The organism is Allorhizocola rhizosphaerae (assembly GCF_003426775.1).
Lineage (GTDB): Bacteria > Actinomycetota > Actinomycetes > Mycobacteriales > Micromonosporaceae > Allorhizocola > Allorhizocola rhizosphaerae.
Genome location: NZ_QJUG01000230.1, coordinates 1 through 12980, shown reverse-complemented (window position 1 = coordinate 12980; position 12980 = coordinate 1). Strand labels below are relative to the sequence as shown.

At 68.1% G+C, this 12980-nt stretch carries 14 protein-coding genes; 12 read left to right on the top strand and 2 right to left on the bottom strand.

The annotated features are described in order from the left end of the window. Positions 1-1550: GTPase (locus DM816_RS34135; protein ID WP_117214595.1), on the top strand; the 1550-nt coding region annotated here is incomplete at its 5' end. Positions 1551-1562: 12 nt separating this feature from the next. Here the strand turns inward: DM816_RS34135 and DM816_RS34130 are convergent. Then, a complete protein-coding gene (locus DM816_RS34130) occupies positions 1563-1901 on the bottom strand; it encodes a type II toxin-antitoxin system PemK/MazF family toxin (RefSeq protein ID WP_117214594.1) in 339 nt (112 codons plus the stop codon). Positions 1902-1966: 65 nt separating this feature from the next. Here DM816_RS34130 and DM816_RS34125 point away from each other — a divergent pair, with 65 nt between their 5' ends. The 7 genes from DM816_RS34125 to DM816_RS34095 all read left to right on the top strand — a co-directional run bounded on the left by DM816_RS34125 (position 1967) and on the right by DM816_RS34095 (position 7774). Then, complete coding sequence (locus tag DM816_RS34125; protein WP_117214593.1) at positions 1967-2815, top strand: bile acid:sodium symporter family protein; 849 nt, start codon at positions 1967-1969, stop codon at positions 2813-2815. A 58-nt stretch (positions 2816-2873) separates the two neighbouring features. Further along, positions 2874-4853 carry a threonine--tRNA ligase gene (gene thrS, locus DM816_RS34120; RefSeq protein WP_246002519.1) on the top strand — a complete coding sequence of 660 codons (1980 nt, stop codon included), beginning with the start codon at positions 2874-2876 and terminating at the stop codon, positions 4851-4853. Then, positions 4840-5280 (top strand): GNAT family N-acetyltransferase, encoded by a 441-nt coding sequence (locus DM816_RS34115; protein WP_117214591.1) that lies wholly within the window; start codon positions 4840-4842, stop codon positions 5278-5280. The genes thrS and DM816_RS34115 overlap by 14 nt, the downstream gene beginning before the upstream one ends. A 47-nt stretch (positions 5281-5327) precedes the next feature. After that, positions 5328-5762: an HIT family protein gene (locus tag DM816_RS34110; RefSeq protein WP_117214590.1), complete on the top strand. Its 435-nt coding sequence runs from the start codon at positions 5328-5330 to the stop codon at positions 5760-5762. A gap of 167 nt (positions 5763-5929) precedes the next feature. Beyond that, the gene (locus DM816_RS34105) at positions 5930-6313 is read left to right on the top strand and encodes a thiol-disulfide oxidoreductase DCC family protein (protein ID WP_117214589.1); all 384 of its coding nucleotides are present in this window, start codon (positions 5930-5932) and stop codon (positions 6311-6313) included. Positions 6314-6446: 133 nt separating this feature from the next. Next, entirely contained in the window at positions 6447-6887 is a 441-nt protein-coding gene (locus DM816_RS34100) for a hypothetical protein (RefSeq protein WP_117214588.1), read from the top strand. Between the two features lie 35 nt (positions 6888-6922). Then, entirely contained in the window at positions 6923-7774 is an 852-nt protein-coding gene (locus tag DM816_RS34095) for an HTTM domain-containing protein (protein ID WP_246002518.1), read from the top strand. Here DM816_RS34095 and DM816_RS34090 read toward each other — a convergent pair. After that, complete coding sequence (locus DM816_RS34090) at positions 7695-9854, bottom strand: elongation factor G-like protein EF-G2 (protein ID WP_117214586.1); 2160 nt, start codon at positions 9852-9854, stop codon at positions 7695-7697. The two genes, DM816_RS34095 and DM816_RS34090, sit on opposite strands and share 80 nt — an antisense overlap. 97 nt (positions 9855-9951) lie before the next feature. Between DM816_RS34090 and pgsA the strand changes: the two genes are divergently transcribed. The 4 genes from pgsA to DM816_RS34070 all read left to right on the top strand — a co-directional run. Continuing rightward, complete coding sequence (pgsA, locus tag DM816_RS34085; protein WP_117214585.1) at positions 9952-10560, top strand: phosphatidylinositol phosphate synthase; 609 nt, start codon at positions 9952-9954, stop codon at positions 10558-10560. Then, entirely contained in the window at positions 10557-11456 is a 900-nt protein-coding gene (locus tag DM816_RS34080) for a phosphatidylinositol mannoside acyltransferase (RefSeq protein WP_117214584.1), read from the top strand. Before pgsA ends, DM816_RS34080 begins: the two co-directional genes overlap by 4 nt. A 1-nt stretch (position 11457) precedes the next feature. Then, the gene (locus DM816_RS34075; protein ID WP_117214583.1) at positions 11458-12567 is read left to right on the top strand and encodes a glycosyltransferase family 4 protein; all 1110 of its coding nucleotides are present in this window, start codon (positions 11458-11460) and stop codon (positions 12565-12567) included. A gap of 36 nt (positions 12568-12603) precedes the next feature. Next, positions 12604-12980: hypothetical protein (locus tag DM816_RS34070; protein WP_211588970.1), on the top strand; the 377-nt coding region annotated here is incomplete at its 3' end.

The following is a 12980-nucleotide window of genomic DNA, read 5'->3' as shown; positions in this document are numbered from 1 at the left end:
AGCGCGGGGAGGCGCTGGGGCGGTTTGTGGCGGCCGCTCGCGGGCACCTGTCTGAGGCGGATCTCGTACCGGCCGAGGCGCTCATCGAGCGGGCGGGCAAGCGGCTTTCACTGTCGCGGGCGCATACGGTCGTGGCGTTGGCGGGGTCGACCGGTACTGGAAAGTCGACGGTCTTTAATCTGCTGGCTGGACTGGATCTGTCGCGGACCGGCGCGCGCAGGCCGACCACGGACGAGGCGCACGCGTGCGTGTGGGGAGAGGACAGCGCCGACGGGCTGCTGGACTGGCTCGGCGTGCGGCGGAGGTTCCAGCGTGCGGCCGAGCCCCAACTGTCCGGGCTGGTGCTGCTCGACCTGCCGGACTTCGATTCGGTGCGGCAGTCGCACCGGGTGGAGGCCGACCGGCTGCTGTCGGTGGTCGACCTCATCGTGTGGGTGCTCAACCCGCAGAAGTATGCCGACAAGGTGGTGCACAAGAGCTACCTGGCGCGGTTCCATCGGCATCGCGAGATCACGGTGGTGCTGTTCAACCAGGTGGATCTGCTGTCCAGTGTGGACCTTCAGGAGTGCGTGAGCGACCTGCGCCAACTGCTCAAAAAGGACGGTCTGGAGGACGTGCCGGTGCTCACGAGTTCCGCGCTCGGGCCGCCGGGGCTGGACGCGCTGACGGGCGCACTGTCCAAAGTGGTCGCGGCACGGCAGGCGGCGCTGCGCCGGCTCAGCGCGGATTTGGACGAGGTTACGGCCGGGCTGGAGCCGCTCATGGGCGAGGCTGGGCGCATGGATGGGTTTGGGAGACGAACGCGGGACGCGCTCACCGATGCGCTGGCCCGTGCGGCGGGGGTGCCGGTCGTGGCGGATGCGACCGAGAAAGCCTATGTGCACCGGGCGAGAAAGGTCACCGGGTGGCCGCTGCTGCGGTGGCTGCGCCGGTTGAGGCCGGATCCTTTGAGCCGCCTGCATCTGGAAAACCCGGCGGCCGCCACGTCGATCGGGCCGGCTGCTCCCGCGGCACAGGCGGCGGTCGCGTTGGGTGTGCGGGACGCGGCCTCGCGGGTGGGGGAGTCACTGCCGGGGCCGTGGCAGGAGTCGGTGCTGCGGGCCATGCGGTCCAAAATGGACGACCTGCCGGACGCGCTGGACCGGGCCGTGGCGCAGACCGATCTCGGGCTGGCACGGCGGCGGTTGTGGTGGCGGGCGGTCGGTGCGCTGCAATGGGTGGCGGTGGCTGCGGCGGTTGCCGGGCTGGCGTGGCTCGCGGTGCGCTATGTCATGTTCGCGCTTGCCCTGCCCGAGCCGCCGCTGCCGACGTTGGGCCGAATCCCTTGGCCTACCGCGCTTTTGGTGGGTGGGCTGCTGGGCGGACTGCTCCTGTCGATGCTCGTGCGGCCGGTCGTGCGCTTCGCGGCCCGGCGGCAGCGGCGGCGCGTGCAGGCCCGGTTGCGGGTGGGCGTGGCGGCGGTCGCGGCGGAATATGTGGTGGCGCCGGCAGAGCGGGTGTTGCACGCCTACGCGATGGCGAGGGATGCGCTGCGCGAGGCGCGTGGCTGACGCCGATCCGGGTCACACCCGGTGCAGCGTGCGGACCTTTTGCCACGTGGCCGAGTCGAGCGCGCCCGCGCGGTTGTCGAGCGTCCGCACACGCAGCGGGTCGCTCAGGTCCAGATAGCTGTCCTTGGTGGCGTTGCGATCCCACGCCCGGGTCGAGATCTGGACGTGGTCACGCCGGTGCGACTGATCCCGGCTCGTTATCTTCAGGACGTCGTAGCCGTTCCAGCGCGGCCTGAGGATGAGACACGGGCGCATCTTCGAACCCGGGCCGTCCTCGAACGGGACGTCGGCCCAGTAGATGTCGCCGGGCCGCGCCGAGCGCCCGAGCAAACGCCAGATCCAACTGAACATGGATCGGGAGCCTAGCCGTTCGGTGACTGTCGCCGACGACGCGGGGGCCTGAAGAATTCTCGGCTATGGATTCGGTGCTGACCCAGGTCTTCCTGCCCATCGCGCTCGGGATAGTCATGCTCGGCCTCGGGCTCGGCCTGACCGTCGCGGACTTCAAACGCATCATCGTGTACCCCAGGGCGGTGCTCATCGCGCTGGTGTGCCAGGTGCTGCTGCTTCCGGCCGTCTGCTTCGGACTCGTGCTGGCGTTCGGGCTGCCGCCCGCGCTCGCGGTGGGCATGATGCTGCTCGCCGCTTCTCCGGGCGGGACCACGGCCAACCTGTACAGCCACCTGTTCGGCGGGAACGTGGCGTTGAACGTGACGCTGACCGCGGTCAACTCGGTGCTCGCGGTGTTCACCCTGCCGATCGTGGTCAACCTGTCGCTCGCGCGCTTTGTCGGTACCGGAGAAATAGGTCTTCAATTCGACAAAGTGGTGCAGGTCTTCGCGATCGTGCTGATCCCGGTTGGGTTGGGGATGCTGGTGCGGGCGCGGTGGCTGGCGTTCGCGGAGCGGATGCACCGGCCGGTGCGGATCCTGTCGATCGTCGTGCTGGTCGTGGTGATCGTCGGCGCGATCATCGGGGAGCGGGAGAACATCGGGCGATACTTCGCGCTCGTCGGACTCGTGGCGCTGGTGTTCAACCTGATCAGCCTCGCGGTGGGCTACCTCGCGCCGAGGCTCGCCGGGGTGGGCAAGCCCGAGTCGCTGGCGGCCAGCATGGAGATCGGCATCCACAACGGGACGCTCGCCATCGTGATCGCGACCACGCTGCTCACGAACACGGAGATGGCGATCCCCGCGGCCGTGTACAGCGTGATCATGTTCTTCACGGCGGCGTTGTTCGGCTGGGCGGTGACTCGATTCAGGTGAGGATGGAGCTCCCGCTAGCATCGGACAAAACCGTCTCTAGTTTTGTGGGGAGCTCATCGTGAGCATCGAGCCTGTCGTCGTCGCACCGGGGCAGCCCGCCGCCGCCGCCATCGCCGCAGCGGGCCTGCCGACGACGGGGCCTGCCGCCATCGTGGTGGTCCGCGACCCGTCCGGGCAGCTGCGCGACCTCGACTGGACACCCGAGGTGGAGACGGCCGTCGAGCCGGTGCGCATCGACTCGCCCGACGGGCTGGGCGTGCTGCGCCACTCGACCGCCCACGTGCTTGCCCAGGCCGTGCAGGACATCTTCCCCGAGGCCAAACTGGGCATCGGCCCGCCTATCGAGAACGGCTTCTACTACGACTTCGGCGTGCCCAAGCCGTTCCATCCGGAGGATCTCGACAAGATCGAGAAGCGGATGCAGGAGATCGTGAAGTCCGGGCAGACGTTCAAGCGGCGCCGGTTCGACTCCGTGGAGGAGGCCAAGGCCGAGCTGGCCAACGAGCCGTTCAAGCTGGAGCTGGTCGACATCAAGGGGGACGTCGAGGAAGACGTGATGGAGGTCGGCGGCGGCGAGCTGACCATCTACGACAACTTCACCAAGGACGGGCAGCGGTGCTGGGGCGACCTGTGCCGCGGGCCGCACCTGCCCAACACGCGGCTCATCGGGGCCTTCAAGATCATGCGGAGCGCGGCGGCGTACTGGCGGGGATCGGAGAAAAACCCGCAGCTGCAACGGATTTACGGCACGGCGTGGCCGACTCGCGACCAATTGAAAGACTATTTGAAGATGCTGGAGGAGGCCGCCAGGCGCGACCATCGGCGGCTGGGGGTGGAGCTCGACCTGTTCTCGTTCCCCGATGAGATCGGGTCGGGGCTGGCGGTGTTTCACCCGAAGGGCGGCATCATCCGGCGCGAGCTGGAGGCCTACTCGCGCAAGCGCCACGAGGAGTCCGGCTACGAGTTCGTCAACACCCCGCACATCACCAAGGACCAGCTGTTCCTCACGTCGGGGCACCTGCCCTACTACGCAGACACGATGTTTCCGCCCATGGAGCTTGAAGGAGCCAAGTACTACCTCAAGCCGATGAACTGCCCGATGCACAACCTGATTTTCCGGGCTCGCGGTCGGTCGTACCGCGAACTGCCCTTGCGGCTGTTCGAATTCGGGACCGTTTACCGGTACGAGAAGTCGGGTGTGGTGCATGGGCTGACCCGGGTGCGCGGGCTGACCATGGACGACTCGCACATCTACTGCACCCGGGAGCAGATGGCGGGCGAGATCAAGTTCCTGCTCACGTTCATCCTGAATCTGCTCTCGGATTACGGGCTGTCCGACTTCTACCTCGAACTGTCCACTCGCGACGATTCGCTGAAGTTCGTGGGATCGGACGAAAACTGGGCGGAGGCTACGGCCGCGCTGGAGCAGGCGGCGCGAGAGTCCGGATTGGAGCTCGTGCCCGACCCGGGCGGCGCCGCGTTCTATGGGCCGAAGATCAGCGTGCAGGCCCGGGACGCCATCGGGCGCAGCTGGCAGATGTCCACGATCCAGGTCGACTTCAACATGCCCGAGCGGTTCGGGCTGGAATACCAGGCGGCGGACGGCACGCGGCAGCGGCCCGTGATGATCCACCGGGCGTTGTTCGGGTCGATCGAGCGGTTCTTCGGTGTGCTCACCGAGCACTACGCGGGCGCGTTCCCGGCGTGGCTGGCGCCCGTTCAGGTGGTGGGGATCCCGATCCGGGAGGACCATGCCGGCTATTTGGCGTCCTTTGTGGACAGCCTGCGTGCGGTCGGCATCCGGGCGGAGGTGGACACCTCGGACGACCGGATGCAGAAGAAGATCCGCAACGCGCAGCAGCAGAAGATCCCGTTCATGGCGATCGCCGGTGATCAGGACGTGTCGGACGGGACCGTGTCGTTCCGCTACCGGGACGGCTCGCAGTGGAACGGTGTGCCGCTGGACCAGGCGGTGGCGCACGTGGTCGAGGTGGTCCGGTCGCGGACCAACGTGGGACCCTCCCATGCGGGTGCATGAGTCCGGAGCCATGCTTGATCCGTCGCCGTCCCGGTTGGACCTGGACCGGGTCGAGCGTTGGCTCGCGACCGAGACGTACTGGGCGCGCGGCCGCCCGCGGGCCGACATCGTCAAGTCCATCGAAAACTCGATGGTCTGGGGTCTCTACACGGGCGGCGGCGAACAGGCCGGGTTCTTTCGGGTCGTGACCGACAAGACGACGTTCGCCTGGCTGTGCGACGTGTTCATCGACCGGGACCATCGTGGGCGCGGGCTGGCGTCGTGGGCGCTCGCGCACATCCGCGACGAGCTGCTCGCGACGGGGGTGTATCGCATCCTTCTAGCCACATCCGACGCCCACGCGGTATACGAGAAGCTGGGATTCACCCCGCACGCTGAGCCCGAGAAGTGGATGGAGCTGACCACGCGCAGGATTGGGGAATCGTGACCTCCTCATCGCCCGATGGGTTGGAAAGGTTGTGGACGCCTTGGCGCATGGCCTACGTCAGCGGGCCGGAGAAGCCCGTGGGCTGCCCCTTCTGTGAGGACTTCTCGGGGCTGCTGGTCGCGCGCGGCGAACTTGTCTACGCGGTGCTCAACAAGTTTCCGTACAATCCGGGGCATTTGCTGATCTGCCCGTATCGGCACATCGCCGACTACACGGAGCTGTTCGCCGAGGAGGCCGCGGAGTTGGCGTCGTTCACGCAGCGGGCGATGACCGTCATCCGCAAGGTGTCCAACGCGCACGGGTTCAACATCGGCATCAACCAGGGCAGCGTGGCCGGGGCGGGCATCGCCGGGCACCTGCATCAGCACATCGTGCCCAGGTGGGGTGGGGACTCCAACTTCCTGCCGGTGGTCGGCGGGACGAAGGCCCTGCCCCAGCTGCTCGACGACACGCGTGACCTGCTGCGGGACGCTTGGGTTTGAGTTTTCCTCGGCAGGCGCTCGAGCTCGCCGCCGCCCCTGCCGCAGGTGTTGGACACATTGGACAGACTGCGCGTGCCGGCCGCGTTCTACCTGGGAGCGGTTGCAGCGGCACGCCGGGCTGGTGACCGCGTCACAGCTGCTCTCGGCGCAACGGCCGGGAGCCTAGGATGGGCGGCGTGAACCCGACATTCATTTACGACGGTGACTGCGCGTTCTGCACGTCGTGCGCGCGGTTCATCCAGCGGTGGACCCCGACCCCGGCCGCAATCGTGCCGTGGCAGTTCACCGATCTGGCGGCGCTCGGGCTGACGCGCGAGGCCTGTCTCGAAGCGGTGCAGTGGGTGGCCGCCGGGTCGCCCGTGCTCGCCGGGCCGGACGCGATCGGGGCACTCCTGCGGTCGAGCAATTGGGCTTGGCGGCCGCTGGGGTGGCTGCTGAAGCCGCGTTCGGTCAGCCGGTTGGCCTGGCCGGTTTACCGTCTTGTCGCCCGCAACCGGCATCGCCTGCCCGGCGGCACCGCGGCCTGCGCCATCCCGGCGGATCGCCGCTAGCCACCGTGGCCGTGGCGGGGCTGGTTCAGTCGGCCTGGGCGGCGCGTCGCGGAATTCGTCGTCCGGGATGGCCGCGGCGTCGTCCATAGGTCCGGGCAGCCAGGGCGTCGGGAGCTGTACGATCTAGCCCGATATGGAGACGTTAACCCCGGTGGGCCGAGCGGTGCGGGTCGTGGTGACCCTGACCGGCGTGGCGCTGCTGTTCGTGACCAGCACGTGGGGGTCGGACGACCACTTCCCGTTCGCGCCGTTCCGCATGTATGCGGGCGAGAATCCGCCCAACGAGCCCGCGCCCGACCCGCGCATCGACGCGACCACGGTCGATGGCCGGGTCATCGTGCTGGGCCAGCGGCAGACGGGCCTGCGGCGGGCCGAGATCGAGGCGAAGCAGGACGCCTTCGCGGCGAACCCGAGCCTGCTGTGCGAGGTGGCCAAGGCCTACGACGAGCGCAACCCGGCCGGCCCGCGCCTGGCGGAGGTGCGATATGTGCTGCGCCTGCATGAGATCCAGGCGAGTCGTCCCACCGGGAGGCACACCGACAAAGTGCTAGCGGCTTGGCCGGTACCAAAGTGAGTAAGTGGCTTTTTGAAAGCGTGCCGAAGGGGCGCGTGGCGATTTTCCGGAGCCTCGCCTACCTGTTCGTCGCCCTGGACCTGGTGGTCTTCACGCCGTGGGTGAAGGATCATGCCCACGCGGATCCGGCGCTGTATGAACCGCTTTGGGTGGCCCGGGTGCTGCATCTGCCCACGCCGACACCCCTGCTGATCAACGTGATCTTCTGGGCGCTGCTGGCGGTGTCGCTGGCGGCGCTGTCCAACCGGGCACCGAGGCTGCTGGGCTGGGCGGTCTTCGCGCTCTATTTCGAGTGGATGATCATCGCGATGAGCTACGGGAAGGTGGACCATGACCGGTTCGCGTTCCTGGTGGCGCTGGCGGTGCTCCCCACGGTCGGCGCGGCGAAGTGGGGCGACCGGAGGCCGAGCGAGAAGGCGGGCTGGGCGCTGCGGGTTGTCCAAATTGGAGTCGTCGCCACCTACTTCCTCGCCTCGTGGGCGAAGCTGCGCTACGGCGGGCCGGACTGGATGACCGGGTCGGTGCTGGCCCGCGCGATCTTGCGGCGCGGCACGGACCTGGCGCACTGGATCGCACCCATCCCGGGCGCCCTGATCGGGGCGCAAATCGGCATCATGGCGTTCGAACTCGCCAGCCCGCTGATCTTCTTCCTGCCGCAGAGGTGGCGGCTGCGCGCGGTCGCGTTCTTCTACTCGTTTCACCTCGTGACCATCGCGACCATCACGATCTCGTTCGCGCCGCATCTGGTCGCGATGCTGAGCTTCCTGCCGTTGGAGCGCGCTCTCGAAAGAGCGCGCTCCCGCTTCGCTAGTGGTGCGAGGACTCCTTCTTCACCTGCTCCGCCAGGTGAGCCGGCATTGGCTCGTAACGAACAAACGTCCGAGTGAACGTGCCTGCCCCGGCCGTCATCGAGCGCAGGTCGACCAGATAGCGCAGCAACTCCATGGCCGGCACCTCGGCCCGGACCACCGCGCGGTCGCCGCCGTTGGGGTCCGACTCCGTCCCGAGCACCCGCCCGCGCCGCGACGACATGTCGCTCATGACCGAGCCCACGGCCGAATCGGGCACCGTGATGACCACCTCGTCCACCGGCTCAAGCAGCGTCACCTGCGCCTTCTCGGCCGCGTCCTTGAGCGCCAGCGCGCCCGCGGTCTGGAACGCCGCGTCCGACGAGTCGACGCTGTGCGCCTTCCCGTCGAAGAGCGTCACGCGCAGGTCGACGACCTTGTTGCCCGAGACGAGGCCGCGCTCCATCTGGGTCCGCACGCCCTTCTCCACGCTCGGGATGTAGTTGTGCGGCACGGCCCCGCCGACCACCTTGTCCACGAACTCGAACCCGGACCCGCGCGGCAGCGGCTCCACCTCGATGTCGCAGACCGCGTACTGCCCGTGGCCGCCGGACTGCTTGACGTGCCGCCCGTGGCCCTTGCTCCCGGTCACGAACGCCTCCCGGAACGCGACCTTCGCCGGCTCGGTCGTGAGCTCCACACCACCGGACTTGAGCCGGTCGAGCACCACGTCGGCGTGCGCCTCGCCCATGCACCACAGCACCAGCTGATGTGTCTCCGGGTTGCGCTCCAGGCGCAGCGTCGGGTCGCCGGCCACCAGCTTGGCGAGGTTTTTGGCCAGCGCGTCCTCGTCGGAGCGGGTCTTGGGCACGATGGCGATCGGCAGCAGCGGCTCGGGCATCGACCACGGCGCCATGAGCAGAGGCTTTTCCTTGCTGGAGATGGTGTCGCCGGTTTCGGCCGCCGTCGACTTGGTGATCGCGCAGACGTCGCCCGCCACGCACATGTTGACCTCGCGCAGGTTGGCGCCCAGCGGCGAGTAGATGTGCGCGACGCGCTCGTCGGCGTCGTGGTCGGGGTGGCCGCGCTCCTCCAGCCCGTGGCCGCTGATGTGCACCGGGGTGTCGGGCTTGAGCGTGCCGGAGAACACGCGCACCAGGCTGACCCGGCCCACGTATGGGTCGATGGTCGTCTTGACCACCTCGGCCACCAGCGGGCCGGACGGGTCGCAGGTGAACGGTTCGAGCGGCTTGCCGTCCACTGTGGAGACAGGTGGCACCGGGTGCTCCAGCGGGGTCGGGAACGCCCCCGCGAACAGCTCCAGCAGGGCATCGATGCCCACCTTGGTCTCCGAGCACACCGGGACGACCGGGTAGAAGTGCCCGCGGGCGACAGCCTTCTCCAGGTCTTCGATGAGCGTCGAGTGCTCGATGTCCTCGCCGGCGAGGTAGCGATCCATGAGCGTCTCGTCCTCGCTCTCGGCGATGATCGACTCGATCAGCTCGTTGCGGGACTCTTCGATGATCGGCAGGTGCTCGGCGTCGGGATCGCGGGCGACCGGCGGGTAGCCCCCGGAATAATCAAACACCCGCTGCGAGATCAGGCCGATCAGGCCGACCACCGACTCGCCGTCATCGCCATGCATCGGTAGGTAAAGCGGCTGCACCCCCTCGCCGAACACCTCCTTGGCCTGCTCAAGCGTCTCGTCAAAGTTGGCCCGCGGGTGATCGAGTCGGGTGATCGCCACCGCTCGGGGCATGCCCACATCGGCGCACTCCTGCCACAGCGCGGCAGTCGTGGCGTCCATGCCGTCTGCCGCGTTGACCACGAACAGCGCGGCATCGGCGGCACGCAGCCCGGCTCGCAGCTCACCAACGAAGTCGGCATATCCCGGCGTGTCCAAAAGGTTGATCTTTATGCCATTGTGGGTGATCGGCGCGCACGCCAGCGCGACCGAGCGCTGCTGTTTCACCGACGCCGGATCGTGATCACACACCGTCGTGCCCTCGACGACCGAACCGGCGCGAGGAATCGTGCCGGTCGCCGCCAGCACGGCCTCCACCAGCGTGGTTTTGCCGCTGCCCGCATGTCCGACCAGCACGATGTTTCTAACCCCGGCAGGATCCTCCGCTGTCGGGGCAGGGCCGAGGGTTGCTTTGTCTGAAGTGCCGCGTGCCATGCCCGCCTCCTAAGGTTTCGCCTCTGTTTTCCGATAAGACACCCGCGGACCTTCCGACACAACCCCGACTCGCGATCCGGTTATGGTTACTGGCATCATGGCGAAGATCCTTAGTGTTGTCGGCAAGGCGGCCACCGCCCGCCTCCTTGATCCTGCAGGTCAGGCACTGCTGCGCGCGGGCGTTTCGCCCAATGCGGTGACCGTCGCGGGCACCGCGGGCGTGGTCGCGGGCTCGGTCGGGTTCGCGGCGCGGGGCGAGTTCCTCTGGGCCGTGTTGATCGTGCTGGTGTTCGGATTGACCGATGTCATGGACGGTGCGATGGCCCGCGCCCGGGGGACGGTGAGCAAATTCGGCGCCCTGCTCGATTCCACAATGGACCGAGTCGCCGACGGTGCCATTTTTTCTTCAATCATCTTCTGGTACCTGATGAGCTCCGACGGTTGGTCGGCCGCGGCCGGGCTGATCGCACTCGTCGCCGGTCAGGTGGTGTCGTATGTGAAAGCGCGGGCGGAGAGCCTCGGGCTCGACGCCGACGTCGGGCTCGTCGAGCGGGCCGAGCGGCTGATCACCGTCGGGGTGGGCGCCTTGCTCACCGGGTTCGGGGTGTCGTGGGGGCTCCCGGTCGCGCTCTGGTTGGTGGCGATCGGCTCGGTGGTGACGGCCGTGCACCGGATTTGGCACGCTTCGTTGAAGAGCCACCCATGAAGGATCGTCTGATCGAGTGGGGTTTCGCTGCCGGGTGGCGCGCTGTGCGGGCGCTTCCGGGGCCCGTGGCGTCGGCACTGTTTCGGGCGGGGGCCGACCGGGCCGTGCGCAAGAACGGGCCGTCGGTGCAGCGGCTGGCGCGCAATCTGCGCAACGTGCTCGGGGAGGATCCCCCGTTCGAGGTGCTGCGCGACGCGATGCGGTCGTACGCGCGGTACTGGCTGGAGGCGTTCCGGCTCCCGTCGCTTTCACCGGCGCAGCTGCGCGAGTGCTTCCACCTCGACGGGTTGAAGCTGCTCGCCGAGGCGCATGAGGCCGGCACGGGCGCGATCGTGGCGCTGCCGCACGCGGGCAACTGGGACGCGGCGGGCGCGATGGTCACGGCCTGCGGGCTGCCGCTGACCACGGTCGCCGAACGGCTCAAGCCGGAGGGGCTCTATCGGCGTTTTCTGGAGTTCCGCGAGGGCCTCGGCATGAAGATCATCCCGCACTCGGGCGGGGCCGCGCCGCTGGACGGGCTTGAGCGGGCGCTGCGGGCCGGGCACATCGTGCCGCTGCTGGCCGACCGGGACCTGTCACGGCGTGGCATCGAAGTGGAGTTCTTCGGGGGGCGGACCAAGATGCCGGCGGGCCCGGCGCTGCTCGCCATCCGGACCGGTGCGCCATTGTATGTGGTAAATATGTGGTACCGCCCGGATGTTCCGTGTGGACAGACAATAGGCCCATTGACGGTCCCGCAGGCGGATGTGGGACCGTTGGACGTGCGGGTCAGGATGCTCACCCAGCAGGTTGCCGACGAGCTGGCGAAGGGCATCGCGGCCCACCCCGCCGACTGGCACATGCTGCAGAAGCTGTGGCTCACCGACCCAGCGGGGCCATCCGAAAAAGGGACGTGACATGCGGATCGGGATCGTCTGCCCATACTCGATGGAGGTTCCAGGCGGGGTCCAGTTGCATGTGCGCGACCTGGCTGAGGCGCTCATCGCGATGGGGCACGAGGTGAGCGTCCTGGCGCCCGCCGACGACGAGCAGGACCTGCCGCCCTATGTGGTCGCGGCCGGGCGGGCGGTGGCGGTGCCATACAACGGGTCCGTGGCGCGGCTCAACTTCGGGCCCATCTCGGCGGCGCGGGTGCGGCGGTGGCTCAATCAGGGGTCGTTCGATGTGGTGCATGTGCACGAGCCGACCACGCCGTCGCTGTCGCTGCTGGCGGTCATGGCGTGCGATGGGCCCATCGTCGCGACGTTTCACACGGCGATGACCCGGTCGGCCGTGCTGTCGGCGGGGCGCAAGGTCGCGCAGCTGGTGCTGGAGCGGATTACGGCGCGGATCGCGGTCAGCGCGCTGGCCCGGCGGGTGCAGGTGGAGCATCTCGACGGTGGTGCCGTGGAGATCCCCAATGGCGTGGCGGTGTCGAAGTTCGCCGATGCGCTGCCGCTGTCGTACAGCGGGGAGCTGGTCGGGTTCCTCGGGCGGTTCACCGAGCCGCGCAAGGGATTCGATGTGCTGGCGCAGGCGCTGGAAGCCGTTATGCCGCAACGGCCCGCGCTGCGGCTGCTGCTGGCCGGACCGTCCGACTTGGACGAGGTGAAGCTGCCGCACGTTGTCGCGTCGCGGATCGAATTCCTGGGGCGAGTGTCCGAAGAGGACAAGGCGCGGATGCTGCGCACCGTGGATGTGTACGTGGCACCCAATACGGGCGGCGAGTCGTTCGGCATGATCCTGACCGAGGCCATGGCGGCGGGCGCGGCCATCATCGCCAGCGACCTGGATGCGTTCCGGCGCGTGTTGGATGGTGGCAAGGCGGGCGTGCTGTTCCCGGTGGGCGACAGCGAGGCGCTCGCATCGTCCATTGTGGACCTGCTGGACGATGGCGAGCGGCGGCAGGCCCTGTCGGAAGCCGCGCGCAAGGCGGTCGCCGCGTATGACTGGCCCGTTGTGGCGCAACAGGTTTTGGAGGTCTACCAGACCGCCATCGATGCCTACACCGACCCCTCGACGACTTAGTTGCTTATACTCGGCGAAACCTCTAGACTCGCACCCGTGACAATCACAATTGAACAGTTGGACGACCGCGTCATGCGGCTCGAGGCCAACGAAGAAGGATTGCGTGCCGAGTTCCGTGAGACACTCGGCACCATGCACGAGGTCATGGCGGTGCACAAGGCGACAGGCGGGGTCCTGAGCGCCCTTCGCATCACTCAGCTTGAGCAGAGCAAGAAGCTCCAGGAACACAGCTTCCTGCTGGTCGGGCTGGTCGACGGCCAGAAGCGGCTCGAGGGCGAAGTTTCCGGGCTGAAGCAGGGACAGGCGCGGCTCGAGGGCGAAGTTTCCGGGTTGAAGCAGGGACAGGCGCGGCTCGAGGGCGAAGTTTCCGGGTTGAAGCAGGGACAGGCGCGGCTCGAGGGCGAAGTTTCCGG